Below are 15,570 nucleotides of genomic sequence, written 5' to 3'. Positions count from 1 at the left end.
ACATCAATTGTCAAAGAAAAGATTATATGAAATCGCTAAAGAACTGGGCAAGTCAAGCAAAGAGGTTGTTGAGTATGCTCAAGAATTAGGACTTGATGTGAAGAGCCATTCTTCTAGCGTTGAAGAATCTGATGCCAAACGAATTGCGGCAAAATTCTCGGGCAATGCTAAACTTGCTGCAGCAAAAGCTAAAGTAGAAAAAGCAGTTGAGAAAACTGTTGTGGAAGCTCCTAAGGCAGCTCCTGCAAAACCTCAAAGCCGTAATTTCAAGGCAGAACGTGAAGCGCGTGCTAAGGCTGAAGCTGAAAAACGGGCTAAAGGCGGCGATAAAAAGCGCAATAACAATCAAGGACGCGACACTCGTTCAAATCGTGACAGACAAGAGAATGCCCAAAATAATCGCAAGCAACGCGATCGCAATTCTCAAAATCATAATCGAAGAGATCAGCAGCGTGATAATCACCAGAGAGATCAACGAAATGATCGCAATCAATCAGCTAAGCCACGTATCGATTTCAAGGCACGTGCAGCTGCATTGAAAGCAGAACAAAATGCTGAGTACTCTCGTCAAAGCGAAAATCGCATTCACGAAAAAGAATCAGCTAAGCGTAAAGCAAAGGCAGTAAAAGAGCAAGAACATAAAGCTCGTGTGGATGCTAAAGCTAAGGCTGAAGAGCATAAAGCAAAAGCAGCAAAACCTGCAGCGCCTGCACCTCAACATGTAGTTGCAGAACAAGCAGCGCCGGCTGTTGATAAACGTCGTAAGAAACAAGTACGTCCTGAAAAATCACGTGATTATGAACGTGATAATGAAGATGGACCACGCAAGAATAGAAAAAACTGGAATAATCAAAACCAAGTGAGAAATCAAAGAAATAGTAACTGGAATAATAACAAGAAAAACAAAAAAGGTAAACATAACAATCGTAACAACGCTCCAAAACCTGTAACTGAGCGTAAGTTCCACGAATTACCTAAAGAATTTGAATACACTGAAGGCATGACAGTCGCTGAAATCGCAAAACGTATTAAACGCGAACCAGCTGAAATCGTCAAAAAACTCTTCATGATGGGTGTTATGGCAACTCAAAACCAATCCCTCGACAGCGATACAATCGAATTGTTGATGGTTGATTACGGTATTGAAGCACATAAAAAAGTCGAAGTCGATGAAGCTGATATTGAACGCTTCTTCGCAGATGAAGGTTACCTCAACCCTGATAAAATGGTTGAACGTGCTCCTGTCGTAACAATCATGGGACACGTTGACCACGGTAAAACAACCCTTCTTGATACTCTTCGTAATTCACGTGTCGCTACAGGCGAAGCTGGTGGTATCACTCAACATATCGGTGCTTACCAAATTGTTGAAAATGGTAAGAAAATTACTTTCCTTGATACACCAGGACACGCGGCCTTTACATCTATGCGTGCACGTGGTGCGTCAATCACAGATATCACTATCTTGATTGTTGCCGCAGATGATGGTGTTATGCCTCAAACAGTTGAAGCTATTAACCACTCTAAAGCCGCTGGTGTACCAATCATCGTTGCTATCAACAAGATTGATAAACCAGGTGCTAACCCAGAACGTGTTATTGGTGAATTGGCAGAACACGGAATCATCTCAACTGCTTGGGGTGGTGATTGTGAATTCGTTGAAATTTCAGCCAAATTCGGTAAAAACATTGATGAATTGCTAGAAACAGTTCTTCTTGTTGCTGAAATGGAAGAATTGAAAGCTGACCCAACAGTTCGTGCTATCGGTACAGTTATCGAAGCTCGTCTTGATAAAGGTAAAGGTGCTATTGCAACACTTCTTGTTCAACAAGGTACCCTTCATGTTCAAGACCCAATCGTTGTAGGTAACACATTCGGTCGTGTACGTGCCATGGTTAATGATCTTGGACGTCGTGTTAAAGTAGCTGAACCATCAACACCAGTATCAATTACTGGTCTGAATGAAGTTCCTATGGCTGGTGACCACTTCGCTGTTTATGAAGATGAAAAAGCTGCACGTGCAGCTGGTGAAGAACGTGCTAAACGTGCTTTGATGAAACAACGTCAAGTTACACAACGTGTTAGTCTTGAAAACCTCTTTGACACACTTAAAGCTGGTGAAGTTAAGACTGTTAATGTCATCATCAAAGCCGACGTACAAGGTTCTGTTGAAGCCCTTGCTGCATCACTTCTTAAGATTGATGTTGAAGGTGTTAAAGTCTCAGTTGTTCACTCAGCTGTAGGTGCTATCAATGAATCAGATGTTACTTTGGCGGAAGCTTCAAACGCCTTCATCATTGGATTTAACGTACGTCCTACACCACAAGCACGTCAACAAGCTGAAACTGATGAAGTAGATATTCGTCTTCACTCAATTATCTATAAAGTTATTGAAGAAGTTGAAGATGCTATGAAAGGTATGCTTGACCCTGAATACAAAGAAAAAATCATCGGTGAAGCTATCATCCGTGAAACATTTAAAGTATCTAAAGTTGGTACAATCGGTGGATTCATGGTTACAAGTGGTAAGATTACTCGTGATGCTAGCGCACGTGTCATCCGTGACGGTGTTGTTATCTTCGACGGTAAACTTGCTAGTCTTAAACACTTCAAAGATGACGTTAAAGAAATCGGAAACGGCCAAGAAGGTGGTTTGATGATTGAAAACTACAACGATATTAAAGTTGATGACGTTATCGAAGCTTACGTTATGGAAGAAATTAAACGTTAGGGAGTAAGACAGAACCCCAAAAAGCAGGTTCGCCGTCTTACCCCCGCACGGTTGAGTAGGGTTGTAAAAGCTGATTTATCAGCGTATTAGAATCCACTCAACTACTGCGCCAAGTATTGTGGCTGAAGCCACTAATACTTGTACGGCAAGCACTATGGTGCCTTGCCTAAACGTTACACTAGTCTAAAACTTTCAGTATAATCGACTGAAAGTTTTAGACGTCGAAACGCTCCATTTTCTATGAGACTAAAATCTCCAACGAGAATACGGCAAGCACTATAGTATCTTGCCTAAACGTTACAGTTATAAATGAATAAAAGCTAGGCTTGCTTAGCCTAGCTTTTTCAAAAAGATTAGAAAGGAAATGATTATGGCTAATCATCGTGTCGACCGTGTTGGTATGGAAATCAAACGCGAAGTCAATGAAATTTTACACAAAAAAGTTCGTGACCCACGTGTTCAAGATGTGACAATTACTGATGTTCAAATGCTTGGAGACCTTTCAATGGCTAAAGTGTATTACACAATTCACTCTGAACTTGCATCAGATAATCAAAAAGCACAAATTGGTCTTGAAAAAGCTAAAGGTACAATCAAACGCGAACTTGGTCGCAACTTGACAATGTACAAAATTCCAGATTTGACATTCATTAAAGATGAGTCAATCGAATACGGAAATAAAATTGATCAAATGCTTCGTGATTTGGAAGCTAAAAAATAATTTAAAATCATATATTCAAAAGTGGGCTGCCAATTGGCGGCCCTTTTTGAGTGTGATATAATGAAAGTGGTTTAGCGAGGAATATTGAGAAGATGAAAATTACGGTTTATTTGGGTTCTAGTTTTGGAAAGGACCCTATTTATAAGAAAGCAATTGTTGAGTTAGGTCATTGGTTAGTAAAAGAGCACCATCAATTAGTCTACGGTGGTAGTAAAGATGGCTTAATGGGAGTTCTGGCGGATACTGTTTTAGCAGATGGAGGTGAGGCATATGGCATCATCCCTCTTGATTTTAAAAAACGTGAAAAAGCCCATCTTCATTTAACAGAACTGACTCTGGTAGCGGATATGGATGAGCGTAAGCGACTTTTAATGGAAAATGGCGACGTTTTCTTAGCTTTTCCAGGCGGTCCTGGGACATTAGAGGAAATTATTCAGGCTTTTTCATGGGCCCGTATTGGTCTTCACCATAAGCCTTGTATTTTTCTTAATATAAATGGTTACTACAATCCTTTAAAAGAGTTTTTTGATCAAATGGTGGCGACAGGATTTTTAAATCAATCTGATTGTGATAAGGCTATTTTTGTTAATGATTTACAAGAATTATCAGCGTTTATGGTTGCCTATCGGAAAGAAAAGTAGGTGATAAGTCGATGGATATCAGAGAGCTTTTTTCACAAGACGATGATTTGATGACGATTTTTAGAATAATAGAGCAGCTTGATTTAAAGGATTCGTGGCTAGCTGCGGGTACGTTACGTAATTATATCTGGAATGTTCTATCAGGAAAACCTGGATTATCAGATACCAGTGATCTTGATGTCGTCTTCTATGATCCAGAAGTTACTTACGAAGAAACATTAGCGCTACAAAATCAGCTTCAGTTACGTTATCCGAATTATCAATGGGAAGTCAAAAATCAAGTGTTAATGCATATTCATAGTCCGCACACTAAGCCATATCAAAGTGCGACCGATGCCATTAGCAAATACCCAGAGCGTTGTACGGCAATTGCAGCGCGACTTAAAGATGAGCATTTGGAAGTTTTTTTACCTTATGGGGCTGCTGATATTTTTGATTTTGTTGTGCAACCAACCCCACATTTTTTAGCTGACTCAGAACGTATGGAGGTTTATCATAAACGACAACAAAAGAAAAATTGGCAAAAGAAATGGCCACGTTTGCAAATTATGGATGAAAGAATTAGAATGTGAAGTGTAAAGTCTCTTAATTACTCATAGACTCAGTGCCTTTGGGTATTGTTAAAAAAGCTCGAAATAGTTTGTTTCGAGTTTTTTTAGTAGTTATAGTTGACAAATGTAGACTATAGAAATATAATTAATTTACAAATGTAAACTAAATGATTTTTTTAGAAAGGAATGCTATGTCAATTTCAAAATCGGAGTGGGAAATCATGCGAGTGATTTGGACTAAAGAAGAGGCAACTAGTGGGCAGATTCTTGAGATTTTAGGAAATAAAAATGACTGGACAGCTTCAACGGTTAAAACTTTTTTAAAGCGCTTAGTCGATAAAGGTTATCTGGTAAGAACAAGGTCTGGTAAGTCTTATCTTTATTCAAGTACTCTCACTGAACAAGATGCTATGAACCAACAGGTTGATGACTTATTTGATAAATTTTGTCAGCGTAAGCACACAATGATTCTTAAGCATCTACTCAAAGAAACTCCCATGACCTTAACTGACATCGCTGATTTGCAAGCTCTGCTATTAGCCAAAAAAGAAGAAGCTTTGGATGAAGTGCCTTGTAATTGTATTCCTGGACAATGTCGTTGTAAAGAACATGTTGGTCTTTAATGGTTGATTTGTGATATTTTGACAGAAAGGTGTCTTATGGAAAAAGAAGAAGTCTTTGTCATTGATGGCATGACCTGTGCGGCCTGTGCTTTAACTGTCGAAAATGCTGTCAATAAAATAGATCATGTCGATTCGGCTGTTGTCAATCTAACAACAGAGAAAATGATTGTCCGCTACAATCCTGATTTAGTCAGTGAGGCAGAAATTGAAAAAGCGGTGGTTGACGCTGGTTATGGCGCTTGTGTCTTTGACCCGACAACAGCTAAAAGTCAATCAGAACGTCAAAGTGAAGCCACTCATAACATGTGGCACAAATTTTTATGGTCTGCTTTATTTGCTGTTCCTTTGCTTTATCTTTCAATGGGAAGTATGATGGGACTCTGGGTTCCACAAATCGTTAGCTTGTCAGTTCATCCGTTGGCTTATGCGCTGGTTCAGCTAGCTTTGACTTTACCCGTCATGTATTTTGGGCGTCGCTTTTATGTTAATGGTTTTCGTGCTTTAGCTAAAGCTCATCCCAATATGGATTCCTTGGTTGCTTTAGCGACAAGTGCTGCCTTTTTATACAGTCTTTACAGCACTTACCACATCGCCTTAGGGCATGTACACCACGCGCATATGCTTTACTTTGAATCAGTTGCGGTGATTTTAACTTTGATTACTTTGGGAAAATACTTTGAAACTCTTTCAAAAGGACGTACTTCAGATGCTATTCAAAAGTTATTAACGCTGTCAGCCAAAGAAGCAACAGTTATTCGTGGTGGTATTGAGCAAACTGTACCAATTGATCAAGTACTTGTTGGTGACTTTATCTTGGTTAAACCAGGTGAAAAAATTCCTGTTGATGGCATTGTGGTTTCAGGACATTCAGCCATCGATGAATCGATGCTAACTGGTGAGAGTATTCCTGTTGAAAAAAATGCTGATGATAAGGTCTTTGGTGCTTCTATTAATGGACAAGGTTCGCTAACTATTCGAGCTGAAAAAGTCGGTGACGAAACGCTTTTAGCACAGATTGTTAAATTGGTAGAAGATGCTCAACAAACTAAAGCACCTATCGCCAAGATTGCTGATAGGGTTGCTGGGGTCTTTGTGCCAGCAGTTATGACTATTGCTTTGGTCACTTTCTTATTCTGGTATTTTGCCAAGGGTGAAAGTTTCGTCTTTGCCCTTCAAGTCGCTATCGCCGTTTTGGTGATTGCTTGTCCATGTGCTCTTGGACTTGCCACACCAACAGCCATCATGGTCGGAACTGGTCGAGGCGCTGAAAATGGGATTCTTTACAAACGTGGTGATGTCCTTGAAAATGCTCATCACATTGATACTATGGTCTTTGATAAGACAGGAACCATCACGCAAGGAAAACCACAAGTTGTTGATATTATTGCCTATCACGGTGACGAAAGTAAGCTACTTGGCCAGGTTGCATCTATTGAAAAATATTCAGAACACCCACTTAGTCAGGCAATCGTAGAAAAAGCTGCCGCTGCTAAGTTATCTTTGACAGAAGTTGAAGAGTTTACTTCACTAACAGGACTTGGACTTCAAGCTAGCGTTAATGGTCAGACGATTTCGGTTGGTAATCGCAGACTAATGGAAAATCACCATGTTGATTTAAGTAGAAGTGAAGAAGCAGTACTAGCTGCGACTCAAAAAGGCCAAACACCAATTTATGTTTCGGCTAATCAGCAGCTTCTGGGTGTGATTACAGTGGCAGATTTATTAAAAGCAGATAGCAAAGAGACTGTTGCTAAATTACAAGAACAAGGCATTGATGTTGTCATGTTAACAGGTGATAATAGTAAAACTGCGCAAGCAATAGCTAATCAAGCGGGAATTAAGACCGTCATTAGCGAAGTTTTACCAGACCAAAAATCACAAGCCATCAAAGATTTGCAAAGTCAAGGGAAAATGGTTGCTATGGTTGGAGATGGGATTAATGATGCGCCGGCTCTGGCTAGTTCAGATATCGGGATTGCAGTAGGAACTGGAACGGATATTGCTATCGAGTCAGCTGATATTATTCTGATGAAACCGAAAATTTCGGATGTTCTTAAAGCTTTGAGTATCAGTCGTTTAACTATTAAAGTGGTTAAAGAAAATCTTTTCTGGGCTTTCATTTATAATATCTTGGCGATTCCAATTGCTATGGGAGTCTTGTATCTCTTTGGAGGACCGTTACTTAATCCGATGATAGCGGGTCTTGCCATGGGATTTAGCTCAGTTTCAGTCGTTTTAAATGCACTTCGCTTAAAATATATAAAAATAGATTAATGCTTAAAAAAGGAGTTTCACATGGAAAAAACATATGAAGTTACTGGCATGAAATGCCAAGGATGTGTCACAAAAGTGACTGAAAAATTATCAGCTGTTCCTGGCGTGAAAGCAGTTAATGTTGATTTAGAGAAAAAACAAGCCACTATCACAGGACGTCCATTTAAGTTCTTTTTAAAACGTGCGCTTAAAGGAACAAAATTTAGCCTCGGAAAAGAAATTAAGTAAAATTTAGAAAAACAGAGCTTGCTCTGTTTTTTTACTTCTTTAAAAATGATAAACTAGTCTAGTAAGAAAAAATATAGTTTGGAATCAAAATGACGATGAATGTTTGGGATTTATTGAGTATCATTGGTTCTATTGCTTTTGCTTTGTCTGGAGCAATTGTAGCAATGGAAGAAGATTTTGATATACTTGGGATTTTTATCCTAGGGTTTGTGACTGCTTTTGGCGGTGGGGCGATTCGTAATCTTTTAATTGGTTTGCCTATCAGTGCCCTCTGGTCACAAAGTCAGTGCTTTTATTTTGCTCTAGCGGCCATGTTGTTTATCATGATATTTCCAAATATCATTACGCATAAAGGTTGGAGAAAAGCTGAAGTCTTAACGGATGCTATCGGATTAGCAGCTTTTAGTGTTCAAGGGGCTATGTACGCTGTTAAATTACATCAACCTTTAAGTGCAGTGATTGTAGCAGCTGTTTTAACAGGTGCCGGTGGCGGTATCGTTCGAGATATTTTAGCAGGTCGGAAACCAAGTGTCCTTAGAAGTGAAGTATATGCTGGTTGGGCAATTTTAGCAGCGCTAGCCATTTATTTTAAAATCGTTCATAATGATCCTGGCTATTATTTATTAGTTGTAATTCTGACAATCTTACGTATGATAGGCTACTGGCGTCAGTGGCATTTGCCAAAAATTAAACGGAAGGTCTCTAAAAATGATTAAATTAATTGCAATCGATTTAGATGGAACATTACTAAATTCAGATAAAAAAATTCCTGAAGAAAATATTAAAGCAATCCAAAAAGCAGCACAAGCTGGTGTTAAAATCGTTCTTTGTACAGGACGTCCAAAATCAGGAATTCTTCCCTATTTTGAAAAATTAGGACTGACTGATGAAGAGTACATCATTATGAACAATGGTTGTACGATTTACAATACAAGAAATTGGGAATTGGTTAGTTATGCTCAAGTGTCAAATGACGAATTAGATAAGCTTAATCATGCTATTTCAGAATATCCAGATGTTTGCTTAACGTTGACAGGTGAAAAACATTATTACGCTGTTGGAAACGAAGTCCCAGAATTAGTTCAATACGATGCAGGGCTTGTTTTTGATACAGCAATTGCAGCTAGTCTAGAAGAAATGAAAGCAACATCAGAAGTAATTTTCCAAGCTATGTACATGGCGAGAGCCCCTCAACTAGATCCTTTCCAAGAAGCTAAAGAAGAAGCTTTAGCAAAAGAATTTAGTGTGGTTCGTAGTCAAGAATATATCTTTGAAGCTATGCCAAAAGGCTACACGAAAGCAACTGCTTTAAAAGCTTTATCAGAAAAACTTGGCTTTTCTCCATCTGAAGTCATGGCACTTGGTGATGCAGCAAATGATTTAGAAATGCTAGAATTTGCAGACCACAGTGTCGCTATGGGAAATGCGACAGATGAAGTGAAAGCTATTTGTCGCTATGAAACAACAACTAACGACCAAGCGGGTGTTGCTCAAGCTATCTATGACTACGTTTTAAAATAATAACTAAGAAAATAAAAAAGACCGCCCAAGTTTAACTTGGGCGGTCTTATCTTCTTATAAGAAAAGCGGTAAACCGATTGCGGCAACTTCCTCTGCTGGGATACGCATATCATCAGCTACCCAGTTAGAGATTACTGAGATAATGGCGTTGCTCCAGAACGAATTGGTGTAGCGGGAATCGTGTTTTTTCTTGAACCTTTGATAAGCTTTTAGACGTTTAGAGACAATGCTCGTCAAAAGTTTTTCTAGGTGTTGCTCAAAAATCGTGCAAAGAACTTGCGCTTCTTTTTTAGCTTCGGTCAATATGAAAAGCCAAGCTTGGGAGAGCTGACTTTTCAAATCGAATTCTTTGAGACCACGAAAAATACGACGAACGATTTGGGTTAGAATAGACTCTAAAATAGCTTCTTTAGATTTGTAATTACGATAGAATGCGTTGCGTGAGACACCTGCTTTAGCAACGAGTTCAGAGATAGTAATTTGGCTCAAGGTTTTCTTTTCAAGAAGGAGCAAAAGTGCCGTTTCTAAAGCCTCACGAGTGAGTTTTCGAGATTCTTTATTAGAAACTTGCAGATTTTGCAAGGACTTTTTTGAAATTGTCTTTTCCGTCATGACAAAAACCTCTTACTTGTGACATCTGATTGTTTTTAATACTAAGATAAAGGCATTAATGATATAATTTTAGGTGAAAATACTTTGTTTGTCAAATAAATTTTAAATTCAAATGGATTGGAGGAAATAGCTATGACTTGGAAAATCGTTACAGATTCTGGATGCGACCTTCGCCGTATTGAAGGGCTTGCAGAACACACAGAATTTCAAAATGTACCATTGACGATTCAAATTGGTTCAGAACTTTTTGTGGATGATGAAGGATTAGATGTTGCTGATATGATGACAACGATGTACGCAAGTCCAGTTTCATCAAAATCAAGCTGTCCTAGTCCAGATGCCTTTTTACAAGCTTACCAAGGTGCTGAAAATGTTATTGCTATTACCATTACAGGTAATCTTTCAGGAAGTCACAATAGTGCACAAGTTGCAAAACACATGCTCTTAGAGGAACACCCAAATGTGAATGTTCACGTGATTGATTCTCTTTCAGCAGGTGGCGAAATCGATTTGATTGTTCTTGAGTTGAATCGCTTGATTGCGCAAGGATTAAGCTTTGATGAAGTGGTTGAAGCTATCACAGCTTATCAAGAAAAGACAAAATTATTGTTTGTTTTAGCACGTGTGGATAACCTTGTTAAAAATGGTCGCTTGAACAAATTAGTCGGAAAAGTTGTTGGACTTTTGAACATTCGCATGGTTGGTAAAGCAAGTAACGAAGGAAAATTGGAACTTCTTCACAAGGCACGTGGCCAGAAAAAAGCTGTTCAAGCAACAGTTGATGAGATGTTCAAAGAAGGTTACCAAGGCGGAAAAGTGATTATTACGCATGCTAACAATGAAAAAGCTTGTCAACAATTGAGCGATAAAATCAAAGAAAAATACCCTCAGGCTGATGTTACCTTTGTACCAGCATCAGGTCTTTGCAGTTTTTATGGTGAAGATGGTGGTATCTTATTGGGGTACGAAACAGTGTAAGTTAAAAAAGCTAGGACAATGTCCTAGTTTTTTTAGTAAAAGAACTGTATTTTATGATGGCAATTAAAGTAGTAATAGTAATAACAATATCCATAAATAATGCTGGATAAGCTTTGATAGTAAAGTCATAAAATGACCAGAGCAACATATTTTCAACAGTGACCCAACGAAGCCATTGCACCTTATTAGTAGCAAAAGAAATAATAGTATAAGACACAGATGAAATTAGGGGAAGCAAACCAATTAATCCTAGATTATTGAAATACGTTCCAGCAGAAACCTGTATAATCACCAAAATAATGGTTGTGTAGATAGAATCCCATTTTTTAATCATAAGTGTGTTACGAATAATGGATACGCTGATAGAAATCGCACCAGTGTAGCCACCAAGTAAAAAATTAGCAATCATCGTGAAGAAATAATCCGATAATTGCCAAGTTAACATACTTTTTTTGGTTTTAGCAAATGATGATGTTGCTAAACAAGTTGCTCCAATCGCAGAAAAGATAAGTCCGATTGTCATCGATTAATAACTGTATGAGTTGTAATTGCCATTAGTTACAGTTGTTGAATCGGTAGTATTGTCAGTTGAGTTTGTTGTATTCAAAGAAGTTGTTGTATCGACACTTGAAATTGCGTTAGAAACAGCATCAAGTCGAGCTTGTAGTTGATTTTTTTTATCTTGATTAGTTACAGCGTCAATAGCAGCTTGTGCAGCACTAACATTGTCACTTGTTTGTTCAGATTCGGCAGTAGCAACAGCATTTTCTGCATTGCTTTGATTGGTAACCTCTGCTGAAACAGCGTCTAATTGAGATTGTAAATCTGTCTTTTTAGCTTCATCAGAAATTTTATTAATAGCAGCTTGTGCGTTAGTCACAGCATCTGCTGAAGGATTAGCTTTAGCTTGATCCAACAATGATTGGGCATTAGCTTCTAAATCAGCTTCACTTGATGATGACGAAGATGTAGCAGAAGTTCGTGGTTCTGAACTTGAAGTACTCGTATGCGTATTACCAAAGAAAAGATAAATACCACCTGCAAAGGCAATTAAAATAATACTTAGAATAAAATAAGTAACTTCACTTCTTGATGTTTTCATAAAAGCTCCTTTTATAAAAAAATTAAATATGATGTGATAAAAAAACGATATTACAAGTCTGGTAAATAAACAGATTTAGTAGTGTTACGTGATAAGCACGATATCTCTAACTATTATAACATATAAATGGGAGCACATTAGTTTTTTTCTAAAAAGCTCCATTATTTTTAGCTTTTTTTATCATTTTTATTTGGAAATGCTGCTTTAGCATGAAGAAAAATCCCCTTTCTTAAAAGATTGGTATTATTCAGTTAGTTATCATTTTAGAAAAAAGCTTAAAAAATACTTGTTTGTTTTCTGCGAATACATTAAAATGGAGGTATCGGGGTTTTTTTCCGAGAAAATTATGATATTGAGGATAAGACTGTGTCAGTAAATTGGCAAGAAATTGCTTTTGGTTTTTTTGGAGGTCTAGGACTCTTTCTCTTTAGTATTAAATACATGGGAGACGGTCTTCAACAGGCTGCGGGAGATAGACTTCGTTTTTATATCGACAAATATACGAGTAATCCTTTCTTAGGAATTCTTGTTGGTTTAGCCATGTCAGCCCTAATCCAATCAAGTTCAGGGGTAACAGTTATTACTGTTGGACTGGTGTCAGCGGGACTTTTAACCTTAAGACAAGCGATTGGTATTGTCATGGGAGCCAATATTGGGACGACTGTAACGTCCTTTCTGATTGGTTTTAATTTGGGTGACTATGCACTTCCAATGATCTTTCTTGGTGCCGCTTTGCTATTTTTTACGTCAAATCGACGTTTGAATAATATCGGGCGTATCATCTTTGGTGTAGGAGGAATTTTCTTTTCACTAAACATTATGGGTGATGCTATGGAACCGCTGAAATCTGTTTCAGCCTTTCAAGATTATTTAGCAACCTTGGGTGACAAACCAATTATGGGGGTTTTGATTGGGACTGGCTTGACTATGCTTATCCAATCATCAGCAGCAATCATCGGTATTTTACAAGGATTGTATGCTGGTCATTTACTTGATCTTCAAGGGTCAATTCCAATCCTTTTGGGAAGTAATATCGGTACTTGTATCACAGCCGTGCTTGCAGCGATTGGTTCTAACATCGCAGCAAAACGAGTGGCTGGGGCTCACGTTCTTTTCAACGTTGTCGGAACAGTGCTCTTTATGGTTTTATTGGTGCCATTTACTAGCTTAATGCAGTGGATGGAAGTTCATTTCAATTTAACACCAGCCATGACAGTTGCTTTTGCACATGGTACTTTTAATATTACAAATACCATTTTGCTCTTCCCATTTATCGGAACTTTGGCATTTGTTGTGACAAAATTAATTCCTGGTGAAGATGAAGCTGTTAAATACAAAGCTGTTTACCTTGATAAGATTATTTTAAAACAAGCGCCAGCTATTGCCCTTGGTAACGCTAAAAAGCAATTGATTCACTTGGGTGCTTTTGCAACGCAAGCTTTTGAAGCAGCATTCTTATTTGTTGAAACATGCAATGAAAAATATGCTGATAAAACGCAAAAATTTGAGGATACAATTAATAATGTCGATGAAGAATTGACAAAATACTTAATTGATCTTTCAAGTGAACAATTGAATCAACACGAAAGTGAAATTTTATCAAGTATTTTAGATTCATCACGTGATTTAGAACGCATTGGAGATCACAGTATTAGCCTAGTTCACTTGATGGAACATAATATTTCAAAAGATATTACCTTCTCACAATCAGCTGTTCAAGAAATCGATAAACTTTATCATGAAACACATCGTATGATTTTGGATTCATTGAAAGTTATCATTGATAATGACCTAGAATTGGCAGGAGAGTTGGTGGAACGTCATAAAGAAATTGCGCATTTGGAACGTCGCATTCGCAAAAATCACATTAAACGTATGAACAATGGCGAATGTACACCGCTTGCAGGGGTTAACTTTATCGACTTAATCACACCATGTACACGTATCACTGACCATGCTTTGAACTTGGTTGAAAAAGTACTTGAAAATCAAATTTAATAATAAATCGAACATCTTTGAGGCAGTGATGCTTCAAGGGTGTTTTTTTTTGGATAAAGACCAATATAAAATTGGTCTAATTTTGGTATATACCATTTACAAAAAAGCGCTTTTATTTTATAATATAAACATGGAGGCGATTCAAATGACAAAATATATTAAAGCAGATGAATTTTACTATCCTTACCATGTTAAAGGGGCAGGCTACTTGGCTATCGAAGGAAATGATTTCGGTGAATGGCAAGAAGAAGCACCGCATGGCGCAGAAATTATAGATTATACAGGTTTTAGTGTGGCACCTGGCTTAGTAGACACACACATTCATGGTTTTGCTGGTGTTGATGTCATGGATAATAATCAAGAAGCTTTCGAAACGATGAGTAAAGCACTTTTAGGAGCTGGAGTGACAAGCTTCTTGCCAACTGCCCTGACAGCATCTTTTGAAACACTTGATGATATTTGTCGTACGGTAGCTGATTTTGCAGGTCAAGAAAGTGGAGCACGTATTCAAGGATTGTTCTTTGAGGGACCATATTTCACAGAGAAATATAAAGGGGCTCAAAATCCATCTTACATGCGAAATCCATCTATAGCTGAACTAGATCAATGGCTTGAAAGTTCAAAAGGACTATTGAAAAAGATAGCTTTAGCACCTGAACGTGATGAGGTAGAAGACTTTATCAATTATGCAAATAGTAAAGATGTTATCGTTGCTCTAGGGCATTCAGATGCGACTTATGAACAAGCAGTTCAAGCCGTTGAAGCAGGTGCTTCTGTCTGGGTTCATGCCTATAATGGCATGCGTGGACTTAATCATCGTGAACCAGGTATGGTTGGTGCGATTTATGAGCTGCCAAATACTTATGCTGAATTAATTTGTGATGGACATCATGTGCATCCATCAGCTTGTGATATTTTGATGCATCAAAAAGACCACGAACATGTGGTTTTGATCACTGACTGCATGAGTGCTGGTGGTCTTGAAGATGGTGACTATATGCTGGGTGAATATCCGGTTACTGTTGAAAAAGGAACAGCACGCCTAAAATCAAATGGAGCACTTGCTGGGTCTATCCTTCAACTGAAAGATGCTGTTAAAAATGTTGTGAATTGGGGAATTGCTTCAAAAGCACAAGCTATTGGCATGGCGAGTCTTGCAGCAGCTATTTCGGTTGGTATTGACGATAAATGTGGTCAGATTAAAAAAGGACACAAAGCTGATTTTATCATTTTGGATAAAGATCTTGATCTTCGAGCAACATACCTTGGTGGACAGGAAGTCTGGAATGCGTAGAAAATAAGAAGAAGTTGACTTTACTAGCTTTTAGTAAAATCAGCTTCTTTTGTTATCCACTAGACACTCAATTACATTTGTGCTAAAATAGCTGGTAAAGAGAGAAAGCCTCATGGTGTTTCTTAGCGAGTCCGAGGTGGTGGAAGTCGGATGGAACTGAAGTGAGTCGCTGGCGCTTTCGCTTAGCAATGCTAAGTTAAAATCAGATAAATGAAGTAATAAAATAGGGTGGAACCGCGTTTTAACGCCCCTTATGAGGTATCATATGGGTGTTTTGGCGGTTCTTTTATTATGGA

15 protein-coding genes are annotated in these 15,570 nt (G+C 38.1%); 12 read left to right on the top strand and 3 right to left on the bottom strand.

Going from position 1 to position 15,570, the window contains the following annotated elements:
* Positions 1–7: 7 nt before the first annotated feature.
* The 9 genes from infB (at position 8) to B4D49_RS09085 (ending at position 9,290) form a co-directional block, all read left to right on the top strand.
* Complete coding sequence (gene infB, locus B4D49_RS09125; protein WP_286784171.1) at positions 8–2,731, top strand: translation initiation factor IF-2; 2,724 nt, start codon at positions 8–10, stop codon at positions 2,729–2,731.
* 370 nt (positions 2,732–3,101) lie between these two features.
* Positions 3,102–3,452, top strand: a complete 351-nt coding sequence (gene rbfA / locus B4D49_RS09120) for a 30S ribosome-binding factor RbfA (RefSeq protein WP_003067449.1) — start codon at positions 3,102–3,104, stop codon at positions 3,450–3,452.
* Positions 3,453–3,544: 92 nt separating this feature from the next.
* Positions 3,545–4,093, top strand: a complete 549-nt coding sequence (locus B4D49_RS09115) for a TIGR00730 family Rossman fold protein (RefSeq protein WP_286784170.1) — start codon at positions 3,545–3,547, stop codon at positions 4,091–4,093.
* 11 nt (positions 4,094–4,104) lie between these two features.
* On the top strand, positions 4,105–4,665 hold the full coding sequence (locus B4D49_RS09110; protein ID WP_286784169.1) for a nucleotidyltransferase family protein: 561 nt from the start codon (positions 4,105–4,107) through the stop codon (positions 4,663–4,665).
* Positions 4,666–4,835: 170 nt separating this feature from the next.
* Positions 4,836–5,267 (top strand): CopY/TcrY family copper transport repressor, encoded by a 432-nt coding sequence (locus tag B4D49_RS09105; RefSeq protein ID WP_286784168.1) that lies wholly within the window; start codon positions 4,836–4,838, stop codon positions 5,265–5,267.
* A gap of 36 nt (positions 5,268–5,303) precedes the next feature.
* Complete coding sequence (locus tag B4D49_RS09100; RefSeq protein ID WP_286784167.1) at positions 5,304–7,541, top strand: heavy metal translocating P-type ATPase; 2,238 nt, start codon at positions 5,304–5,306, stop codon at positions 7,539–7,541.
* Between the two features lie 21 nt (positions 7,542–7,562).
* Positions 7,563–7,769, top strand: coding sequence for a heavy-metal-associated domain-containing protein (locus B4D49_RS09095; protein ID WP_133017836.1), 207 nt, complete (start codon positions 7,563–7,565; stop codon positions 7,767–7,769).
* Positions 7,770–7,858: 89 nt separating this feature from the next.
* Complete coding sequence (locus B4D49_RS09090; RefSeq protein ID WP_199544792.1) at positions 7,859–8,485, top strand: trimeric intracellular cation channel family protein; 627 nt, start codon at positions 7,859–7,861, stop codon at positions 8,483–8,485.
* Positions 8,478–9,290 (top strand): Cof-type HAD-IIB family hydrolase, encoded by an 813-nt coding sequence (locus tag B4D49_RS09085; protein WP_286784166.1) that lies wholly within the window; start codon positions 8,478–8,480, stop codon positions 9,288–9,290. The genes B4D49_RS09090 and B4D49_RS09085 overlap by 8 nt, the downstream gene beginning before the upstream one ends.
* A 54-nt stretch (positions 9,291–9,344) precedes the next feature.
* Here the strand turns inward: B4D49_RS09085 and B4D49_RS09080 are convergent, their stop codons facing one another.
* On the bottom strand, positions 9,345–9,902 hold the full coding sequence (locus B4D49_RS09080; RefSeq protein ID WP_286784165.1) for a TetR/AcrR family transcriptional regulator: 558 nt from the start codon (positions 9,900–9,902) through the stop codon (positions 9,345–9,347).
* A gap of 132 nt (positions 9,903–10,034) precedes the next feature.
* Here B4D49_RS09080 and B4D49_RS09075 point away from each other — a divergent pair, with 132 nt between their 5' ends.
* Entirely contained in the window at positions 10,035–10,880 is an 846-nt protein-coding gene (locus B4D49_RS09075; protein ID WP_286784164.1) for a DegV family protein, read from the top strand.
* A 10-nt stretch (positions 10,881–10,890) separates the two neighbouring features.
* On the opposite strand, the gene B4D49_RS09070 is transcribed toward B4D49_RS09075, so the two are convergent.
* Positions 10,891–11,403: a YgjV family protein gene (locus tag B4D49_RS09070; RefSeq protein ID WP_286784163.1), complete on the bottom strand. Its 513-nt coding sequence runs from the start codon at positions 11,401–11,403 to the stop codon at positions 10,891–10,893.
* A 3-nt stretch (positions 11,404–11,406) separates the two neighbouring features.
* The gene (locus tag B4D49_RS09065; RefSeq protein WP_199544805.1) at positions 11,407–11,982 is read right to left on the bottom strand and encodes a peptidase; all 576 of its coding nucleotides are present in this window, start codon (positions 11,980–11,982) and stop codon (positions 11,407–11,409) included.
* Positions 11,983–12,348: 366 nt separating this feature from the next.
* Between B4D49_RS09065 and B4D49_RS09060 the strand changes: the two genes are divergently transcribed.
* Positions 12,349–13,980, top strand: a complete 1,632-nt coding sequence (locus B4D49_RS09060; protein WP_199544807.1) for a Na/Pi cotransporter family protein — start codon at positions 12,349–12,351, stop codon at positions 13,978–13,980.
* Between the two features lie 145 nt (positions 13,981–14,125).
* Positions 14,126–15,274, top strand: coding sequence for an N-acetylglucosamine-6-phosphate deacetylase (gene nagA / locus B4D49_RS09055; protein WP_286784162.1), 1,149 nt, complete (start codon positions 14,126–14,128; stop codon positions 15,272–15,274).
* The last annotated feature ends 296 nt before the right edge of the window (positions 15,275–15,570 follow it).

This window comes from Streptococcus sp. UBA4344, from assembly GCF_002393675.1.
In the GTDB taxonomy this organism is placed as follows: Bacteria; Bacillota; Bacilli; order Lactobacillales; family Streptococcaceae; genus Streptococcus; species Streptococcus vicugnae.
Note: the sequence above shows the minus strand (reverse complement) of the source record. Positions and strands in the feature narration are given on the sequence as shown.